This is a genomic window from Pseudomonas sp. OVF7 (assembly GCF_030644265.1).
GTDB lineage: Bacteria > Pseudomonadota > Gammaproteobacteria > Pseudomonadales > Pseudomonadaceae > Aquipseudomonas > Aquipseudomonas gorinensis.
Genome location: NZ_CP128996.1, coordinates 4,540,742 through 4,559,257 on the forward strand (window position 1 = coordinate 4,540,742; position 18,516 = coordinate 4,559,257).

Annotated in this window: 17 protein-coding genes and 2 pseudogenes; 16 read left to right on the forward strand and 3 right to left on the reverse strand. The window is 59.5% G+C overall.

The annotated features are described in order from the left end of the window. Positions 1-125: 125 nt before the first annotated feature. The 4 genes from QU606_RS20650 (at position 126) to QU606_RS20665 (ending at position 3,960) form a co-directional block, all read left to right on the forward strand. A complete protein-coding gene (locus tag QU606_RS20650) occupies positions 126-2,279 on the forward strand; it encodes a TonB-dependent siderophore receptor (RefSeq protein ID WP_069076275.1) in 2,154 nt (717 codons plus the stop codon). A 124-nt stretch (positions 2,280-2,403) separates the two neighbouring features. Further along, positions 2,404-2,760, forward strand: coding sequence for a VOC family protein (locus QU606_RS20655; protein WP_024075753.1), 357 nt, complete (start codon positions 2,404-2,406; stop codon positions 2,758-2,760). A 99-nt stretch (positions 2,761-2,859) separates the two neighbouring features. Further along, a complete protein-coding gene (locus QU606_RS20660; RefSeq protein ID WP_024075754.1) occupies positions 2,860-3,324 on the forward strand; it encodes a hypothetical protein in 465 nt (154 codons plus the stop codon). A gap of 87 nt (positions 3,325-3,411) precedes the next feature. Continuing rightward, a complete protein-coding gene (locus tag QU606_RS20665) occupies positions 3,412-3,960 on the forward strand; it encodes an AAA family ATPase (RefSeq protein ID WP_304997446.1) in 549 nt (182 codons plus the stop codon). A gap of 17 nt (positions 3,961-3,977) precedes the next feature. Here the strand turns inward: QU606_RS20665 and QU606_RS20670 are convergent, their stop codons facing one another. Then, a complete protein-coding gene (locus QU606_RS20670; RefSeq protein ID WP_024075756.1) occupies positions 3,978-4,352 on the reverse strand; it encodes a helix-turn-helix domain-containing protein in 375 nt (124 codons plus the stop codon). 112 nt (positions 4,353-4,464) lie between these two features. Here QU606_RS20670 and QU606_RS20675 point away from each other — a divergent pair, with 112 nt between their 5' ends. Both QU606_RS20675 and QU606_RS20680 read left to right on the forward strand, forming a co-directional pair. Next, positions 4,465-5,199, forward strand: coding sequence for an SDR family NAD(P)-dependent oxidoreductase (locus QU606_RS20675; RefSeq protein WP_304997447.1), 735 nt, complete (start codon positions 4,465-4,467; stop codon positions 5,197-5,199). Between the two features lie 73 nt (positions 5,200-5,272). Next, entirely contained in the window at positions 5,273-5,872 is a 600-nt protein-coding gene (locus QU606_RS20680) for an NADPH-dependent F420 reductase (RefSeq protein ID WP_277379613.1), read from the forward strand. A 99-nt stretch (positions 5,873-5,971) separates the two neighbouring features. Here QU606_RS20680 and QU606_RS20685 read toward each other — a convergent pair whose 3' ends face one another. Continuing rightward, entirely contained in the window at positions 5,972-6,907 is a 936-nt protein-coding gene (locus QU606_RS20685; RefSeq protein ID WP_150055454.1) for a helix-turn-helix domain-containing protein, read from the reverse strand. Positions 6,908-7,255: 348 nt separating this feature from the next. Between QU606_RS20685 and QU606_RS20690 the strand changes: the two genes are divergently transcribed. The 10 genes and pseudogenes from QU606_RS20690 to QU606_RS20730 all read left to right on the forward strand — a co-directional run bounded on the left by QU606_RS20690 (position 7,256) and on the right by QU606_RS20730 (position 17,615). Beyond that, positions 7,256-7,435 carry a hypothetical protein gene (locus QU606_RS20690; protein ID WP_081329218.1) on the forward strand — a complete coding sequence of 60 codons (180 nt, stop codon included), beginning with the start codon at positions 7,256-7,258 and terminating at the stop codon, positions 7,433-7,435. Between the two features lie 19 nt (positions 7,436-7,454). Then, positions 7,455-8,513 carry a phenylacetaldoxime dehydratase family protein gene (locus QU606_RS20695; protein WP_024075760.1) on the forward strand — a complete coding sequence of 353 codons (1,059 nt, stop codon included), beginning with the start codon at positions 7,455-7,457 and terminating at the stop codon, positions 8,511-8,513. 436 nt (positions 8,514-8,949) lie between these two features. Beyond that, on the forward strand, positions 8,950-10,464 hold the full coding sequence (locus tag QU606_RS20700; RefSeq protein ID WP_069076269.1) for an amidase: 1,515 nt from the start codon (positions 8,950-8,952) through the stop codon (positions 10,462-10,464). Between the two features lie 95 nt (positions 10,465-10,559). Then, on the forward strand, positions 10,560-11,162 hold the full coding sequence (gene nthA / locus QU606_RS20705; RefSeq protein WP_304997448.1) for a nitrile hydratase subunit alpha: 603 nt from the start codon (positions 10,560-10,562) through the stop codon (positions 11,160-11,162). A 42-nt stretch (positions 11,163-11,204) separates the two neighbouring features. Next, positions 11,205-11,867: a nitrile hydratase subunit beta gene (gene nthB / locus QU606_RS20710; protein WP_304997449.1), complete on the forward strand. Its 663-nt coding sequence runs from the start codon at positions 11,205-11,207 to the stop codon at positions 11,865-11,867. Continuing rightward, on the forward strand, positions 11,864-13,123 hold the full coding sequence (locus QU606_RS20715; protein WP_304997450.1) for a GTP-binding protein: 1,260 nt from the start codon (positions 11,864-11,866) through the stop codon (positions 13,121-13,123). The genes nthB and QU606_RS20715 overlap by 4 nt, the downstream gene beginning before the upstream one ends. A 353-nt stretch (positions 13,124-13,476) precedes the next feature. Next, positions 13,477-14,139: pseudogene (locus tag QU606_RS33065) on the forward strand (PAS domain-containing protein); the annotation flags it as partial. A 30-nt stretch (positions 14,140-14,169) separates the two neighbouring features. After that, positions 14,170-14,409: pseudogene (locus QU606_RS33070) on the forward strand (methyl-accepting chemotaxis protein); the annotation flags it as partial. Between the two features lie 136 nt (positions 14,410-14,545). Beyond that, the gene (locus tag QU606_RS20725; RefSeq protein ID WP_304997451.1) at positions 14,546-16,183 is read left to right on the forward strand and encodes an AMP-binding protein; all 1,638 of its coding nucleotides are present in this window, start codon (positions 14,546-14,548) and stop codon (positions 16,181-16,183) included. Between the two features lie 1,063 nt (positions 16,184-17,246). Beyond that, entirely contained in the window at positions 17,247-17,615 is a 369-nt protein-coding gene (locus tag QU606_RS20730) for a hypothetical protein (RefSeq protein ID WP_024075768.1), read from the forward strand. A gap of 12 nt (positions 17,616-17,627) precedes the next feature. Here the strand turns inward: QU606_RS20730 and QU606_RS20735 are convergent, their stop codons facing one another. Next, positions 17,628-18,404, reverse strand: coding sequence for a nucleotidyltransferase domain-containing protein (locus QU606_RS20735; RefSeq protein WP_304997453.1), 777 nt, complete (start codon positions 18,402-18,404; stop codon positions 17,628-17,630). Positions 18,405-18,516 lie beyond the last annotated feature (112 nt).

Genomic DNA, 18,516 nt, shown 5'->3' on the forward strand with positions numbered 1-18,516 from the left:
GAAAAACTTGTTAACCCTCTCTGCCCCAAGGCTTTTTTTGGCCGCCTTGATCTGTCAAGCTGATGAGAACAATTATCAACAGCTTTACTATTTGCCAGGAATGGTATTCAGGGAGAGTCAGGTTCATGTCTGTTCAACACCCAGGCGGCAAGGTTTTTTCACCCAGTTTTATGGCGATGGCGATGTGCCTGGCAACGTCCCAGGCGACCTTCGCAGCCGACACTGAAAAACCAGCACCGCTGGAACTGGGGGCTACCGAAATCTCCGGCCAACAGCTTGGCGACACCACCGAAGGCACGCAGTCCTACACCACCGGTGAGATGGCCACCGCCACCAAACTGCCCCTGAGCATGCGCGAAACGCCCCAAGCCGTGACGGTCATCACCCGTCAGCGCATGGACGACCAGGCCATGACCAGCGTCAACGACGTGGTCAAGAACACGCCGGGGCTGTTCCTCAGCCAAGCCAGCGGGCCGGGCCGGCAAACCTACAAATCGCGCGGTTTCGACATCGACAACATGATGTTCGACGGCCTGCCCAGCGCCTATTCCGGCTACGCCAACAGTGTGCAACCTAACCTGGCGATGTTCGACCGCGTGGAGGTGATCCGCGGCGCCACTGGCCTGGTTACCGGTGCCGGCAACCCCTCGGCGGCAATCAACTTCGTGCGCAAGCGCCCAACCCTTACCCCTCAGGTGTCGATTACCGGCGCAGCCGGCAGTTGGGATGACTACCGCGGGGAACTCGATGCTTCCAGCGCCTTGAACGACAGCGGCACCCTGCGCGGCCGGGTGGTTGGCTCATACCGCGATGCCAATAGTTTCCGCGACAAGGAAACCAGCGACCACGGCCTGTTCTACGCCATTGGTGAGGCCGACCTCAGCGAAAACACCACCGCCACCCTGGGGTTCTCGCAACAGGAAGACCAGACCAACTACTTCTGGGGCGGCCTGCCGCTGGGCGCCGACGGCCATCACCTGAACCTGCCCCGCTCCACCAACCCCGGCAGCGACTGGGAAAACAAGAAACTGACGATCAATACGGTGTTCGGCGACGTGCAGCATCGCTTCGACAATGGCTGGAAACTCAACCTCGCCGGCTCCGCCTCGCAACTGGACGGCGTGTTCACCGGCACCTACCAGTCGCGCTACCGGACCACACTGGCGAGAACCGCCTACCAGTCGCATCAGGACGACAAACAGTACGCCTTCGACACCTTCGCCAGCGGCCCGGTCGAAGCCTTCGGTCGCACCCACGAAGTAGTGGTCGGGACCAGCAAGCGCATCCTCGACGCCACCTCCAAGGAATACAGCCCCTATGACACCAACTATCCCCTCAATGGTGCAAAACCGGACTTCGTGCGCAATGGCAAAGGCCATGCCATCACCAGCCAGGACGGCGTCTACCTGACCACCCGCCTGAACCTGGCCGACCCGCTCAAAGTGATTCTCGGCGGGCGCCTGGACTGGTATGACTACGACGATCGCCAGGGTAACGGCGACTACAAAGTCACCCGCAACCTGACGCGTTACGCCGGTGTGATCTATGACCTGGACGAGCATCACTCGGTCTACGCCAGCTACACCGATATCTTCACCCCGCAAAGCAGCAAGGACCTCTCGGGCAAAGTGCTGGAGCCGATTGTTGGCGAGAACTACGAGGTGGGCCTCAAAGGCGAGTACTTCAACGGCGCCCTCAACGCCAGCGTGGCGGTGTTCCAGATCGACCAGAAGAACCGCGCCACCCAAGCCGCGACCCAGCTCGGTTGCCCTCAGCTCACCTGCTACGACGCCTCCGGGCTGGTGCGCAGCCAGGGTATCGACCTGGAACTGCAAGGCGCACTCACCGAGAACTGGCAGGTCGGCGGCGGTTTCACCTACACCCGCGTGCATTACATCAAGGACACCAACGCCGCCAACAAAAACCAGCGCTTCGACACGGACACCCCAGAACGGATGTTCAAGCTCACGACGTCGTACCGCTTCCAGGGCCCACTGGAAAAACTGCGCATCGGCGGCAACGTCTACTGGCAGAGTCGCATGTACAACGACGTCGTCCTCGCTGACAGCAGTCGCTACCGCCTGGAACAAGGCAGCTATGCCGTTGCAGACGTCATGGCTGGCTACCAGGTGACCCGGCACCTGGACCTGCAAGTGAACGTCAACAACCTCTTTGACCGCACCTACTACTCCGCCATCGGCACCAGCCCTATCTGGGGTTCCACCGACACCTACGGTAACCCCCGCAGCTTCGGCCTGACAGCCAAGTACACGTTCTAAATGCACTGGGCGCCGGTTTCGACCACGAAGTTGAAATCGGCGAACAGATCAAGCTGCAGGAATATTTACCTCGGTATCAGATACGTTACACTCGCCGCCTTAAACATCCGCCAGGGAGGCAACCATGAGCGTTCGCGGTCACGATCGACAGATCGACAATATCGAATTCAATGTGGCCAACATTGCCCGCAGCAAAGCGTTCTACGGCGAAGCGTTCGGCTGGACCTTCGTCGACTACGGCCCGACGTACACCGAATTCAGCGATGGCCGCTTGACGGGCGGTTTCACCACCGGCGAGCCCGTTCGCCCGGGCGGCCCCTTGATCATTTTGTACGCCGATGACCTCGATGACACCCAGCGACGGCTTGAAGCCGTGGGCGCCGTCATCACCCGTGCGACCTTCTCGTTCCCAGGCGGCAGCAGGTTCCACTTCACGGATCTCGACGGCTATGAACTGGCCGTCTGGACCGCTCAGCCATAAATCCCCGCTTGGATGCGCGCCACATTCCCGTACAAGGGAGTCGCGTCGTCATCCGTTGAACACCGACTTTTCTCCATCAGATAAATGCAGGCTGTGTAAATGCGCAAGATTGCCCTCCCGTTTTTGATGCTGTTGCTGTGCCTGCACGGCTGTGCCGAAATGCCCGCCTACTCGAATGTCACCGCCAGCGACGCGAGCGATGAGTCGCGCTATACCGTCGTCGAAACCGACACTTATGCGGGGCGGCCTCAACGGCACCTGCTGGATGACCAAGCCGACCTGAACATCATCAGGGTCAACGATAAAAAGGTCGGGAACATCCCCTTCTCCACGTACTACTACAGGAACGACTCGCCCCAGCGCGCCATCCTTATACCCGGCAAATACAAGATCCAGCTGGAATACCGCTTGCCTCGGTACTTCATGTTTGCAGAACTGGATTTTGAGGGTAAACCCGGCCAGAAGATCATCGCCCGCTCGGAGTACATTGGGCTGAATCGAATCAAAGTCTGGTTGGAAGATGCCGCGACCGGTGAGGTGGTCAGCCAGCGGGCGAGATATTAAAGCCGCCCTCGACGCCTCCCGCTCATCAGAGGCGCACGGTTCACTTATCGCAGCGAGCAAACTCGTCCTCGGGTGGCGGAACGCGAAATGACAAAAGAGACAGCACGTCACATCTTGGTCACCGGCGCGGCAGGTACCGGCACCACGACCTTAGCCGATGCGTTAGGCAAGGCGTTGAGCGCAACGCACCTGGAAGCCGATGACTATTTGTGGCTACCCAGTGACCCGCCCTATCTGCACCTGGCAGACAAAACGCAGCGAGGCGCGCGCTTGCGACAAGCAATGCACGCGCATGGCCGCACCGTGGTGGCCGGATCCATCATGGGCTGGGGCCAGCCGCTTGAAAGTGAGTTTGACCTTGTGGTGTTTCTTTATCTTCCTGCCGAACTCAGGTTGGCGCGGCTGGAACATCGAGAAGCCAAACGTTTTGGGCAAGCAAGGCCCGAGTTTCTGGCGTGGGCGGCTCAGTATGACGAGGGAGACGCCCCTGGACGTAGCTTGGCCAGGCATCAGCAGTGGCTGTCTGCCCTGCCCTGTACGGTATTGATGCTGGAGGGGGATATGTCTGTGGCAGATCGAGTCCGGCGGGTATTGAGCACGCTCGACGGACTGAAGCGCCCGCCGTCAGTCACGTGAAAGGGCGTGATAGGCGCTCAGTCTTTAACCTCGGGCAAAGCGTCGCGCTTGGCGAAGATGCCTGCCATTTCCGCCGCGTTCTCAGTGCCCCAGGTACACAGCGGCACGATCGCCTCAGCCAGGCTGCGACCCAGCGGCGTCAGCGTGTAGTCCACGCGCGGCGGCACTTCTTTGTAATCGGTCCGCGCCAGCACGTGGTCGGCTTCCAGATCCTTCAATTGCTGGATCAGCACCTTGTCGCTGACGCCTGGGATCAAACGCTTGAGCTCGCCGTAGCGCTTCGGGCCGTCGCGTAGGAAAAACAAGACCAGCGGTTTCCACTTGCCCGAGATGATGCGCAGCGTGGCGTTGAGCCCGCAACCGGTACCGCAGATTTCAGAGTTTCTAGTCATTTTTTGATACTTACCAAAAGGTGCATACTTGTCCTTAGGTTATTAGCACCGCATCCTCGTCTCAAGCAAGCGATTTCCTGCTTGGGTACAACTCCAACGAAGGATGCACGTCATGACCAGATTGAATGGAAAGACCGCCGTGATCAACGGCGGCGCTACCGGCATCGGCCTCGCCGCGGCAAAACGCTTCATCGAGGAAGGCGCGTTCGTCTTCATCTTCGGCCGCCGGCAACAAGCGCTCGACGCCGCCGTGGCCGAGCTAGGCCCCAACGCCCGTGCGGTGAAAGGCTCGGTCTCTGATCAGGCCGACCTCGACCGGCTCTACGCAGCGGTGAAGGCCGAGCGTGGAACCCTCGACATCGTCTTCGCCAATGCCGGGGCGGGAAGCCCGCTTGCGCTCGGTACAATCACCGCCGAGCACATTGACGAAGTCTTCGACACCAACGTGAAGGGCTTGATCTTCACGGTGCAGAAGGCGCTGCCGCTGATGGGCCAGGGCGGTTCGATCATCCTCACCGGATCGAGCGCCGGCACCACCGGCGCCCCGGCATTCAGCGCCTACAGCGCGAGCAAGGCGGCCGTACGCAACCTCGCGCGCAGCTGGGCGCAAGACCTGAAGGACACCGGCATCCGAGTCAACGTGCTGTCGCCTGGGCCAACGGCCACCGAACTCGCGAAGGCAGCGCTAGGTGAGGAAGGCATGAAGGTCTTCGCCTCGATGAATCCGCTCCAGCGCATGGCCGATCCAGTGGAGATCGGCGCGGTGGCTGCCTTTCTCGCATCGCACGACAGCAGCTTCATGACCGCCAGCGAGGTCGCCGTCGACGGCGGCCTGGCCCAAATCTGACTCGCTACGCCCGGCCGCTCACTCGATTCGATATTCGCAGCGGCTGGGCGTGGTAAACCTGAGGAGAAACGCTATGAGCTACGCAATTATCGGCTTCGGCAAGCTCGGCCAAGCGCTTGCCAAGGCCTTTGCCCGAAGCGGCATCGACGTATCCGTTGCGACCACTCGCGCTCCGGAAAGCTTTGCATCCCTGGCTGCCGCGATCGGCCCCCAGATCACGGCCACAACGCTGGCGGAGGCCGTCAAGGCGGACATCCTCTTTTTGGCGGTCCGGTACGAGTCGCACGGGGATGTTGCACAGGCGCTGCCGACCTGGACGGGAAAGATCATCATCGACGTGACCAATGCTTACGGCGTGCCCCCAGAAACACTGGGAGGACAGCCCTCTTCCGAGCTCATCGCGCAGGCCTTCACGGGGGCCAGACTGGTTAAGGGTTTCAACCATCTGGTCGCTGCCGTCCTTGACCAGGATCCAGCGGTCCAGGGCGGCAGGCGAGTCGTGTTCCTGGCGAGCGACGATGACAGCGCCGCGGAAGAGGTTGCTGCGCTTGCGAACAATCTCGGTTTCTCGCCGCTGCGACTGGGCGGGCTTTCGGAAGGTGGCCTGCTGGTCCAGGCGCGCGGAAACAGCTGGGGGCCGCTGATCTTCAAGGACCTGGTCAAGTTCGACTGACGTATTGCGCGCGCACATGTCGGTACGAGCCGGCCTCGCGGATAAAGGCCAGCCTCTGACTGATTGAAGCGCGGTCCTGGCTCGATCGCTCGCCCCCTCTCAATTTCGATGCAGCAGCGTATTGGGCGCAACGCCGAATGCCTTGCGGAACGCATGGCTGAAATGGGAAAAATCAGAAAACCCGAAATCCAGTGCCGCCTGGGAAACACTGCGCACCTGGCCGCGTTCAATCGCTTCGCGGCTGGCGTTGAGGCGCTCCTTCCAAATCTCGGCCACGGGAGTCTTCTGATAGCGTGCGAAGGCGCGTGTAACGGTTCTGGTGGACACGTTGTGGGCCTGCGCGATGACTTCAATCGACAGGTCCGGCTCGGTCAGGTGCCGTTGAATGTACTTCATGATGCGACCGTAGAGATCCAGTTCTTCATGGGTGGTCTTCAAGTCCTGCACTTCCAGGCTGATGACGAGAAGGTCGAGCAAAGCACTGGAATAACGGTTCGAGATGGCCTCGTCCTGCAACGATGCCGGCGTACTTGCGGCCTGACGTAACATTTCCCGCAATGGGATTACGCCAGGGCGCCGATCGTCGAGGACCATTGCGGTGTAGTCCGCGATGCGCGGCAGACGTTCGACGAGCAAGTTCCGAGGAATACGGACCAGGTGGTTTTCGGTACCACCGAAGCTGAATCGAAACGCCTGAGTTGCGTCATAAAGAAACAAATTGCCCGACGCCAGATTGGCTTTCCGGCCGCCCTGTTCAATTTGACCATGGCCATTTCGAGAGAAACCCAACCACAGTTCTTCGGCCGGACCGCTGCGCAGGTGGCGCTCGGAACGCTCCCAATAATGCAGGGGCGATGACAATGAACAGATGTCCAGATCGCCTAAGGTATTGACGGCGAGCGCACCATCGAAACTGCTCTGGGACAAGGGTTTGCTATCGGCCGTCAGACAATGGCGGCAAACCACTTCCTTCCAATATTCAAAGCGACGGGGTGCGGCAACGGCAAGGGTCGAATACTGAGTGCTTGGGTTCATGGCACTGACCTCGGTACGGCAATGCAAAAGAGCTCGATGATGTGTAACTGTTTGTCACCGTTAGCAATTAACAGGCCAAGCACACGCAGGGACATCCCAAGGGCTTTACGACGAGGTTTGCATCGAGGTGGCGCCAGCCCGGGGTGGAGATTGAAGCGCCCGCCATCCCCATTCAGAGGCACAGGGCCTCACATTTTCGGCCCGGGTGCACCAACCCCGATCATGGCCCGGCAGTGCCAGCGTTGTCTTTTCCAACCAAACGGTTGTCCTGACGAACAAAGCGACCCATCGCCGTTCCGCCTAGTTTTCACCTCACAGCAGCTCATCCCCGCACTGATGAGGCACCCCATGCATCGACAACGTTCACACCCCTTGCCGGACGCTTCCTGGCCTTTGCACACGCGCGACCTCGTGCCTGAAGAGTCGGTGTACTGGTTGATCGAATGGGGGGCCATGAAGCTGCTGCACCGACAGCGGGAGACCCACCCTGCCACCGGGGCGTTGAATCCTACCCGCATGCCTGAATGAAAATAACGAGGAGCCCAAGATGGAATCTGCGATCGACACGCATCTCAAATGCCCACGCACCCTGTCTCGTCGCGTGCCCGAAGAGTATCAGCCACCCTTCCCAATGTGGGTCGCACGCGCTGACGAACAACTGCAGCAAGTGGTGATGGGTTATCTCGGCGTGCAGTATCGCGGCGAGGCACAACGCGAGGCCGCGCTGCAGGCCATGCGGCATATTGTGAGCAGCTTCAGCCTGCCGGATGGCCCGCAGACCCACGACCTGACCCACCACACCGACAGCAGCGGCTTCGATAATTTGATGGTCGTGGGTTACTGGAAAGACCCGGCCGCCCACTGCCGCTGGTTGCGTTCGGCCGAGGTCAACGATTGGTGGACCTCGCAGGACCGCCTCGGTGAAGGCCTTGGTTATTTTCGTGAGATCAGCGCGCCGCGGGCCGAGCAGTTTGAGACCCTCTACGCCTTCCAGGACAACCTGCCCGGTGTCGGCGCAGTCATGGACAGCACCAGTGGCGAAATCGAGGAGCACGGTTACTGGGGATCGATGCGCGACCGTTTCCCGATATCCCAGACAGACTGGATGAAGCCCACGAACGAGCTGCAAGTGGTCGCCGGTGACCCTGCCAAAGGTGGTCGGGTGGTGATCATGGGGCATGACAACATCGCCTTGATTCGTTCAGGCCAGGACTGGGCGGATGCCGAAGCTGAGGAGCGCTCCCTGTACCTCGACGAGATCCTGCCGACCTTGCAGGACGGCATGGACTTCCTGCGCGACAACGGCCAGCCCCTGGGCTGCTACAGCAACCGGTTCGTGCGCAATATCGACCTGGACGGCAACTTCCTCGACGTGAGCTACAACATCGGTCACTGGCGTTCGCTCGAGAAACTCGAACGCTGGGCGGAATCGCACCCTACCCACCTGCGTATTTTCGTGACGTTCTTTCGGGTGGCCGCGGGGTTGAAAAAGTTGCGGCTGTACCACGAGGTATCGGTCTCGGACGCCAAAAGCCAGGTATTCGAGTACATCAACTGTCATCCGCACACCGGCATGTTGCGGGATGCCGTTGTCGCGCCCACCTGACACTCAACGCTGACCCATCTGTCCTGGAGGGCGTCGCTCCTCCCTCCAGCCTGACGCCGGGTTCACCCCATTATTTTTTGGTCCCTCATCTCTAGCGCATGGGGTGGGGGCCACTTTTTGGCAGGGATTTGATCATGAAACCGAATCGAAGTGTGCTGGTGCTGGGAATGTTGCCGGGAGGTTTCGAACCGTTGCGCGCAGGGGCCAATGCCTCGCTTTTTTTATTATCGGCACGCGCAGCGATCTGATCTTTATCTTCTGAGTGCAGATGTCTTTTTCAACCAAATGAGTGTCCTGCTCAACCATGCAAATACGGCCATAGCGGCCTAATTTTATCTCCATTGCGACCCGGACTCAGTGGGTCCCACGGGCTCGAAACGGTTGTCGAACAATCCCGAGCCGGTGTGTCGATCATCGATCAAAAGACAGGAAAATCATGGCCATTACTCGCCCTACCCTCGACCAGGTTTTAGACATCGCGACCCAGTTGCACATGCAACTGACGCACGAACAGGCAGCGTCCTACCTGGAACTGATGCAACCGAGTTTCGACGCTTACGACCTGGTCGACGAACTGGCTGATTTCGTTCCGCCAATACGCTACGACCGCAGTTCAGGCTATCGCCCATCGGCCAAGGAAAACCCTCTGAACGCCTGGTACTACCGAACAGAAGTGAATGGTGCCCGCGAAGGCCTGCTGGCGGGCAAAACCGTCGCGCTCAAAGATAATATCTCCCTGGCAGGCGTCCCCATGATGAACGGCGCAGCGCCGTTGGAAGGCTTCGTCCCGGGGTTCGATGCCACGGTGGTCACCCGCTTGCTCGATGCGGGGGCGACCATTCTCGGCAAAGCCACCTGCGAGCACTACTGCCTTTCAGGAGGCAGCCACACCTCCGATCCAGCCCCGGTGCACAACCCACATCGCCACGGTTATGCCTCTGGCGGTTCCTCATCAGGCAGCGCGGCATTGGTTGCGGCCGGTGAGGTGGACATCGCCGTGGGCGGCGATCAAGGCGGCTCCATTCGGATCCCGTCGGCCTTCTGCGGTACCTACGGCATGAAGCCCACCCACGGCCTGGTGCCCTACACCGGCGTCATGGCGATTGAAGCCACGATCGATCATGTCGGCCCCATCACCGGTAACGTGCGCGACAACGCGCTGATGCTGCAGGCAATGGCCGGTGCAGACGGACTCGACCCGCGCCAGGCGGCGCCTCAGGTCGATGACTATTGCAGTTACCTGGAAAAAGGCGTGAGCGGACTCAGAATCGGGGTGTTGCAAGAGGGATTCGCGCTTGCCAACCAGGACCCTCGCGTGGCGGACAAAGTGCGCGACGCCATCGCCCGACTCGAGGCGTTGGGCGCTCATGTCGAGCCGGTCTCCATTCCCGAGCACAACCTGGCAGGGTTGTTGTGGCACCCCATCGGTTGCGAAGGCTTGACCATGCAGATGATGCATGGCAACGGCGCAGGCTTTAACTGGAAAGGACTTTACGATGTCGGCCTGCTGGACAAACAAGCCAGCTGGCGCGAGCACGCAGACCAATTATCCGCGTCGCTCAAGCTCTGCATGTTCGTCGGCCAATACGGCCTGTCGCGCTACAACGGACGCTACTACGCCAAGGCCCAGAACCTTGCACGCTTTGCCCGGCAGGGATACGACAAAGCGCTGCAAACCTATGACCTGCTGGTGATGCCGACCACGCCCATCACGGCCCAACCCCACCCGCCAGCGAACTGCTCGATCACGGAGTACGTGGCTCGCGCGTTGGAAATGATCGGCAATACCGCGCCACAGGACATCACCGGGCATCCGGCCATGTCGATTCCGTGTGGCCTGCTGGACGGCCTGCCCGTTGGGCTGATGCTGGTCGCAAAACACTACGCCGAGGGCACGATTTACCAAGCGGCGGCGGCGTTTGAAGCCTCGGTGGACTGGCGCACGCTCTGAGCCTTTTACAGGCGCTGCCACCCCCTGAAGAACGATAAGAAAGACCGGCAAGTTGCAATGACTTTTCAACCGCGTTGACTGATAGGAGTTACCCCATGAGTACATCGATTTCCACGACCGCGACACCTTCGACACCCGGTGAGAGAGCATGGGCCTTGTTTCAAGTGCTCAAGAGCAAGGAACTCATCCCAGAGGGCTATGTCGAGCAGCTCACTCAATTGATGGCCCACGACTGGAGCCCGGAGAACGGCGCTCGCGTGGTCGCCAAGGCATGGGTCGATCCGCAGTTCCGGGCGCTGCTGCTCAAGGACGGAACAGCCGCTTGCGCGCAGTTCGGCTACACCGGCCCACAAGGCGAATACATCGTCGCCCTGGAAGATACACCGGGGGTGAAGAACGTCATTGTCTGCAGCCTGTGCTCCTGCACCAACTGGCCGGTCCTCGGCCTGCCGCCCGAGTGGTACAAGGGCTTTGAGTTTCGTGCGCGCCTGGTCCGGGAGGGGCGCACCGTACTGCACGAGCTGGGGACGGAGTTGCCGAGCGACACGGTCATCAAAGTCTGGGATACCAGCGCCGAAAGCCGTTACCTGGTGTTGCCGCAAAGGCCTGAAGGCTCCGAGCACATGAGTGAAGAACAGCTTCAACAGCTGGTGACCAAAGACGTGCTGATTGGCGTCGCCCTGCCACGCGTTGGCTGAGAAAAAACAACTCATCATCGTTCAACTTGCGGAGTTTTCATTATGGATGGCTTTCACGATCTCGGCGGTTTCCAAGGCTTTGGCAAAGTGCCGCACACCATCAACAGCCTCAGCTACAAACAGGTTTTCAAGCAGGACTGGGAACACCTGGCCTATAGCTTGATGTTTGTCGGCGTTGACCAATTGAAAAAGTTCAGCGTGGACGAAGTGCGTCATGCCGTCGAACGCCTGGACGTTCGCCAGCATGTCGGCACCCAGTACTACGAACGCTACATCATCGCGACCGCCACGCTGCTGGTGGAAACGGGCGTTATCACCCAGGCGGAGCTCGATCAGGCATTGGGTTCCCACTTCAAGCTGGCGAACCCCGCCCATGCGACAGGTCGCCCGGCGATCACCGGCAGGCCGCCCTTCGAAGTGGGCGATCGGGTTGTGGTTCGAGACGAATATGTGGCGGGGCATATCCGCATGCCGGCCTACGTGCGCGGTAAGGAAGGCGTGGTCCTGCACCGCACCTCAGAGCAGTGGCCCTTCCCCGACGCCATTGGCCACGGCGACTTGAGCGCAGCCCATCAGCCTACCTACCACGTCGAGTTTCGCGTGAAAGATCTATGGGGTGACGCGGCAGATGACGGTTACGTCGTGGTCGATCTTTTCGAAAGCTACTTGGATAAGGTCCCCGGTGCCCAAGCGGTGAACGCATGATTGAAGGCGCCCAGGCGGGCCGACTGCCGGTGACGGTCCTTTCCGGCTTCCTCGGCGCCGGCAAAACCACCCTGCTCAACGCTATCCTGCGCAATCGCCAAGGACTGCGGGTCGCGGTCATCGTCAACGACATGAGCGAAGTCAACCTCGATGCCGAATCGGTGCAGCGCGACGTCTCGCTGCACCGTGGCCGCGATGAGTTGATCGAGATGAGCAATGGCTGCATTTGCTGCACCCTGCGCGCCGACCTGCTGGAACAGATCAGTGACCTGGCACGTCAGCAGCGCTTCGATTACCTGCTTATCGAATCCACGGGGATCTCCGAACCGATGCCGGTCGCGGAGACCTTCGCCTTCCTCGACACCGAAGGCTTCAGCCTCAGCGAGCTGGCACGCCTTGATACACTGGTGACGGTGGTCGATGGCAGCCAATTTCAGGCGCTGCTGGAATCGACGGATACCGTTGCCCGCGCCGACACCGAGGCGCACACGTCCACGCGTCACCTGGCGGATCTTCTGATCGAACAGGTGGAGTACGCCAACGTCATTCTGGTCAACAAGCGGGACCTGATCGACGAGCCCGGCTACCAGGCAGTGCACGCGATCCTCGCTGGCCTCAACCCGAGCGCGCGGATCATGCCGATGGCTCACGGGAACGTCGCGCTGTCCAGCCTCCTCGACACCCATCTGTTTGATTTACCCAGCCTCGCAGCCTCGCCGGGCTGGATGCGTAAAATGGAGGTTACCGATACGCCGGCCTCGGAGTCGGATACCTATGGCGTGACATCCTGGGTCTACCGGGAGCGTGCGCCTTTTCACCCCCAGCGCTTGCTCGAGTTTCTACAGAAGCCCTGGCGCAACGGTCGCTTGTTGCGCAGCAAAGGTTACTTCTGGCTTGCCAGCCGCCACCTGGAAGTCGGCCTGCTGGCGCAAAGCGGCAAGCAGTTCCAGTGGGATTATGTCGGGCGCTGGTGGAACTTCATCGAGCCATCGCAATGGCCGCGGGACGAATATCGGTTGCAGGGCATCATGGCCAAGTGGGACAGCGTTGTCGGCGACTGCCGACAGGAGCTGGTCTTCATCGGCCAGGGCCTCGACACCCGCGTCTTGCAGCGCGAACTCGACCATTGTTTGCTGAGTGCCCAGGAAATAGCCGCCGGCCCACTGGCCTGGCAGGCCCTGCCGGCGGCGACGGCCTTTGACACCGAGGCCTTATCGGCACGCCCCACGCCCCCCATGGCGGTTCAACCGACTTGACCCGGTAGAGGTACACCATGCTCTTTTTTAGCCGTACCACCCGCTGGGTCTTGGCGCCGCTTGCCGACAGACTGGACCAGCCTGACCAGGCATGCACGCCGTTGTCGTCGAACAACCCTTTGTTGCGACGCATCCTGACCGGCGTCGAGCAATTGCTGCAAGAGCGCAGCGCCCTGAAAGAACAGGCACGCGCGCTGACACAGGAAGTCACCCAACTGGACGAGCGCGTGGCCTGCCGTGACGCGCTTTTGCGGCAATGGGAGGCTCGCTGGGCCCTGGTCAGCCACGGCGCAGGTGAACTGTTCTGGGAACTGGAGGTGAATGGAACCGCTGCACCGTCACTGGCATGCGCAATGAGGTGGACGGGGTCTGCGTCGATCCTGGCTCCGGGCATTGATCAGCTTGGCCATTGGAACGAACAGCTCCATCCGGCCGACCGTCAACGCCATTTGGATACCCTCGCCAGGCACCTGGCCGATCGCAGCGGGCGTACGCCGTTTGTGTTGGACGTGCGGATACAGCCCCCATCGGGCGACGACTATCGCTGGTGCAGGATCAGCGGTGATTCACGCCGCGATGCGCAAGGCCTGCCTGTGGCGATGGGTGGCAGCCTGCGGGACATTCACCAACAACACCTGCAAGACGAGGTGCTGGAACTGGCGGCGACACGCTTCGACATCTCCCGGGAAATGCTGCATGACGGGCTCTGGGATATCGAGGTCGTGGCCGGCGACCCGGCGAACCCGAAAAATACCATCTGGTGGTCATCGCAAATGCGTCGACTGCTGGGGTACACCACGGTCGAGGAGTTTCCCAATACATTGGAAAGCTGGACCTCGCGCCTGCACCCCGACGACAGCGAACGGGCTATCGCTGCGTTCGTCGCCCATGTCGACGACCGCAGCGGCAAAACACCGTTTGACGTGGATTATCGACTCAAGCACAACAACGGCACTTACCGCTGGTTTCGCGGCCGCGGCCAAACCCGGCGCGCGGACGATGGCTCCCCGCAAAGAGTCGTGGGCGCCATTACGGATATCCATGCCAGCCATGAAGAGCGTGCGCTACGCGAGGCTCAGGAACAGCAACACCGCATGATGCAGGAAACCTTGAGCAAGCTGACGCAGATTGTTGCCACCATCCAGGGCATCGCCAGCCAGACCAACCTCCTGGCGCTGAACGCAGCCATTGAGGCGGCGCGCGCAGGCGAAGCCGGACGCGGCTTCGCAGTGGTCGCCGATGAAGTCCGCAAGTTGGCCACGCGAACCAGCCAGGCCACCCAGCAAGCAGCCGACATGATGGACGGCTAGCCCCATGAACACACCCCAGCCGGTGGCGACAGCCAGCCGTTGCCATGCCTGCATGTAGAGGCTGCTGGGGTTTTCGCAAGACCGATCCCCACAATAATAATCAGGTGTCGATATGCGCGATTATGAACACGTTGTTGAATCCTTCGATTATCTGCAGAGCGCCACCCAGGATTTGCATGGCGAACTTACTGCTTTGAACGCCTGCGTCGAATGCTGCGACCGGCATGCCCACGGCGAGGCCGTGGCGTTGTATTGCGAAGCGCAGGATGGCCATGCCGAGCGCTACAGGTTTCGCGACCTGCAACGCCAGGCGGCGCGCTTCGGCAATTTCTTGCGTGAACAAGGCGTCAAGCCGGGCGATCGCGTCGCCGGCCTGATGCCACGCACGGTTGAATTGTTGATTGCCATTTTGGGCACCTGGCGCATCGGCGCGGTCTACCAACCGCTGTTTACGGCCTTCGGCCCCAAGGCCATCGAACAACGCTTGAACTGCTCGAACGCCCGCTGGATCGTGACCGACCCGCACAACCGTCCGAAGCTGGACGACGTGACTGACTGCCCCTGCATCGTTGTGACCGGTGGCGCCCCACAGAACCCTGCTGATCACCACTTCTGGAGCGCACTGAACCGCCAGGCTGACGATTGCGCGCCGGTGCGGCTGGACGCCAGTGCGCCGTTCCTGTTGATGTGTACCTCTGGCACCACGGGGCCGGCCAAACCGCTGGAGGTGCCGTTAAGCGCGATTCTGGCCTTCAAGGGCTATATGCGTGATGCGATTGACTTGCGTGCGGACGACCGCTTCTGGAACCTGGCTGACCCAGGTTGGGCCTATGGTTTGTATTACGCGGTGACCGGCCCGCTGGCTTGTGGGTATGCAACGCTGTTCTACGACGGCCCCTTCACGGTGGAAAGTACCCGTCACATCATTGCCAAGTACGCAATCAACAACCTGGCCGGTTCGCCCACCGCCTACCGCTTCCTGATCGCCGCGGGGGCCGAGTTCGCCGACGCCGTTCGTGGGCGCCTGCGGGCCGTCAGCAGCGCCGGAGAACCGCTCAACCCGCAAGTCGTGCGGTGGTTTGCCGAACAGCTTGGCGTGGTGATTCACGACCACTATGGGCAAACGGAAATCGGCATGGTGCTGTGCAATCACCACGGTTTGCGTCACCCGGTCCGCGAAGGCTCAGCGGGTTATGCGGTGCCCGGATACCGCATCGTCGTGTTGGATAAGGCACACCGGGAATTGCCAGCCGGCCAGCCGGGCGTACTGGCCGTTGATCGCGAGCGCTCGCCGTTGTGCTGGTTCGACGGCTACCTCGGCATGCCCACCCAGGCCTTTGCAGGGCGCTATTACCTGAGCGGCGATATTGTGGAGCTCAATGACGACGGCAGTATCAGCTTCGTCGGCCGCAATGATGACCTGATTACCACGTCCGGCTACCGCGTCGGACCGTTCGATGTGGAAAGCGCGCTGATCGAACACCCAGCGGTGGTCGAGGCGGCCGTGATCGGCAAACCCGATCCGCAACGCACCGAGTTGATAAAGGCGTTTGTCGTGCTGAACACACCCTACCTGCCAAGCCCTGAGTTGGCGGAGGAGCTGCGCCTGCATGTACGCCAGCGTCTAGCCGCACATGCTTATCCGCGGGAAATGGAGTTTGTCGACCATCTGCCCAAGACCCCAAGTGGCAAGTTGCAACGGTTCATTCTGCGCAACCAAGAGATTGCCAAGCAACAGGCGCTTGGTTAAGCCCCCTGATCGGTCAAGCTCAGCGCCGCGTCCTTGCATGATCGACACCCCGCCCCGGAGCCGCCATGGACCTCGCCACCGTCGCCCTCCTCCCCGCCGGCTTCGCCCTGTGGGGTTATGGGCACTGGCGCGTCAGGACTTTCTGGTGGTGACAGGCAAGCCTGGTGGTGGGCTATATGAAATATCCTAGACGGTTGCTCCTGGCTGTTTTCAGGCTTTCGTACGGTCGAAAACCGGCCAGCGGTTGCCACTTGGCTGGACCCTTTCGTTTGATTAACGGATAGGGTTTATCCCGTCCTCGACAAGTGAAGAGAACGCTTGAACCGTAGGCTCGGCTCTAGGAGTACACGGTACCGGGTGGCATTTTTATACCGCACAGTGTTCGGTAGAAAATACCATTTCCATATACCAAGCATTTATCGTGGGCTTGGGCTTTAAGCATTAACGCTCGCAATCTTTCGACAATCCGAACGGCTCGACGTCTGAATAACAGCGGTTTGATTGGCCGCTTTTCTTGCCCTGGATGTTGGATTTCACCGAGATACTCCTGCCAACTCTTTGGTTGCTGACAGAGCTGTGTTTCGAGATCGTTCAAAATTGCCAGTACGTCAGCTAGATCGTCATTTCTCAAGCGGAACGTTACATTCATTGATTCAATGCCTATCCCTGCATCTCTTTGTGCATATCGTTCAAAAGCAGGTGCTATAAGGGAAAAATATCCAAACGTATGAAAGCAGTCAGACCTGAAAGTAATTCGGTCTTCTGGGTCTAGCGGACCCAAATGCTCTGTTTTTTTCGATGCATATAAGCCGATTATATGATGCATGGTGACTGTACCAAACTACTGACATACTTATGGACGAAGGCAAGCTCACACTCCTGCGAGGACACAGGCTAGAAGGTTCGTGGCATCTATCGGCCACTTCCTCTGACCGTTTTCTGGCGGCTGTCACCGGCAGCTATGGGGTCCAGGTTGTGTGAACAGTGCCGATGAATCTAAAGAGCATTAGACAAACAACCTCAGGTCTTTCACATTCCCTCTAAAGCGGGTCAGGAAAAAGACATGCCTTCACGTTTGGCATCCAGCTACCCAAATATTCAACATGCATTGGACGCGATCATTCCAAGCAAAAAATTGGACGTGGCTACTCGTATTGTCCTATGGGCGGCGAGTGACGCCGGGCTAGATCCAGCCGAAATTATGGTCACGCTGTCAAAGCTAGATCCAGTGCTTTTCGACAACCTTTGTTCTGAAATGGAGGTGCAGTATTTCAGACTTTTCGAGCGCGGAGATGAGAGGCACCTATCGTTTTTCTGTAAGGCTCGAGCCTACAGCGCCGGCGCTTGGTTGGCTCGTGAGGCACCCTACGAAGCAATTTACGAGTCAATATTTGCCACAGAGAAACCACTTGTAATTGCTGATTTTTTGTAGGTAAAAATGGACCTAACCGGTTTCTGTAGCCATCCAGGTCAAAAAAAAATGGAGCTGAGCCGTAAACTCCTTTAGCTTAGCATACGGGCTCCTTGCCTGGGACAAGAAAAAAGAGATCTGCATGCTCATACACGGGTAATGCTGAACAAACAGCTCGACATGTTCTTCGAGTGTTTGCGGCCACATCAGGTCCTTTTCAGAGCGAAGTACTTGAGTTGACCGGATGAGTTTGCGCGAGGCTTCCCGTTGCAAGCGTAGCGATTGCGTCGGTGTGGTCGCCTGATCGATAAGATCGGCATACCGGGTCAATTCGGATTCAAAGTCACCATTCACGGCAATGGCGATATCACGCGACGGCTTGAGCCGGTCGAAGCGCTTGCTCAGATCATTCCCCCATAAGCAACGGCAGTGATGCTTGAGCCAATACCCCCAGCTCAATCGGTTGCCTGCCGCCAATACTTCAGAACGACTACCGATGTCGAAATCGATCTTGATGACTTCGGTATGCCGATTTTCCAGCGTGCGCCTTTTCGACTCGAACATTTCGAGATCCTGCGACGTGGGAGTGCTCTGCAGAACAAGGGTTAGGTCAAGGTCAGAAACCCCCAGCACGGCGTCGCCTCTAGCGACGCTGCCATAAATATAAATCCCGTCCAGCAGAGGTTCCGAGCGAGTGAGCGTCATGCAAACGTCCACCAGTAAATCTTGAAACTGTGGCTGTATCTCGACGTTGGGCACGGTGAGGATATAACCGTCTGCATCGATGCCACGAGGATGGAGTCGTTCCATGAAGCCGTCCGTGAGTTGTGTTCAGAGAGGTACTTTAACAGGGCCAATAGTGACTGCTTCTGGCCGTTTTGAGTCGGTCGCAACAGGCAGAAAACGACCCATTGCGGCCATT

Excerpts from the sequence above, each read along its gene's own strand:
- QU606_RS20650 (WP_069076275.1), top strand. The coding sequence starts at position 126 with ATGTCTGTTCAACACCCAGGCGGCAAGGTTTTTTCACCCAGTTTTATG.
- QU606_RS20655 (WP_024075753.1), top strand. The coding sequence starts at position 2,404 with ATGAGCGTTCGCGGTCACGATCGACAGATCGACAATATCGAATTCAAT.
- QU606_RS20660 (WP_024075754.1), top strand. The coding sequence starts at position 2,860 with ATGCGCAAGATTGCCCTCCCGTTTTTGATGCTGTTGCTGTGCCTGCAC.
- QU606_RS20665 (WP_304997446.1), top strand. The coding sequence starts at position 3,412 with ATGACAAAAGAGACAGCACGTCACATCTTGGTCACCGGCGCGGCAGGT.
- QU606_RS20670 (WP_024075756.1), bottom strand. The coding sequence starts at position 4,352 with ATGACTAGAAACTCTGAAATCTGCGGTACCGGTTGCGGGCTCAACGCC.
- QU606_RS20675 (WP_304997447.1), top strand. The coding sequence starts at position 4,465 with ATGACCAGATTGAATGGAAAGACCGCCGTGATCAACGGCGGCGCTACC.
- QU606_RS20680 (WP_277379613.1), top strand. The coding sequence starts at position 5,273 with ATGAGCTACGCAATTATCGGCTTCGGCAAGCTCGGCCAAGCGCTTGCC.
- QU606_RS20685 (WP_150055454.1), bottom strand. The coding sequence starts at position 6,907 with ATGAACCCAAGCACTCAGTATTCGACCCTTGCCGTTGCCGCACCCCGT.
- QU606_RS20690 (WP_081329218.1), top strand. The coding sequence starts at position 7,256 with ATGCATCGACAACGTTCACACCCCTTGCCGGACGCTTCCTGGCCTTTG.
- QU606_RS20695 (WP_024075760.1), top strand. The coding sequence starts at position 7,455 with ATGGAATCTGCGATCGACACGCATCTCAAATGCCCACGCACCCTGTCT.
- QU606_RS20700 (WP_069076269.1), top strand. The coding sequence starts at position 8,950 with ATGGCCATTACTCGCCCTACCCTCGACCAGGTTTTAGACATCGCGACC.
- nthA (WP_304997448.1), top strand. The coding sequence starts at position 10,560 with ATGAGTACATCGATTTCCACGACCGCGACACCTTCGACACCCGGTGAG.
- nthB (WP_304997449.1), top strand. The coding sequence starts at position 11,205 with ATGGATGGCTTTCACGATCTCGGCGGTTTCCAAGGCTTTGGCAAAGTG.
- QU606_RS20715 (WP_304997450.1), top strand. The coding sequence starts at position 11,864 with ATGATTGAAGGCGCCCAGGCGGGCCGACTGCCGGTGACGGTCCTTTCC.
- QU606_RS20725 (WP_304997451.1), top strand. The coding sequence starts at position 14,546 with ATGCGCGATTATGAACACGTTGTTGAATCCTTCGATTATCTGCAGAGC.
- QU606_RS20730 (WP_024075768.1), top strand. The coding sequence starts at position 17,247 with ATGCCTTCACGTTTGGCATCCAGCTACCCAAATATTCAACATGCATTG.
- QU606_RS20735 (WP_304997453.1), bottom strand. The coding sequence starts at position 18,404 with ATGGAACGACTCCATCCTCGTGGCATCGATGCAGACGGTTATATCCTC.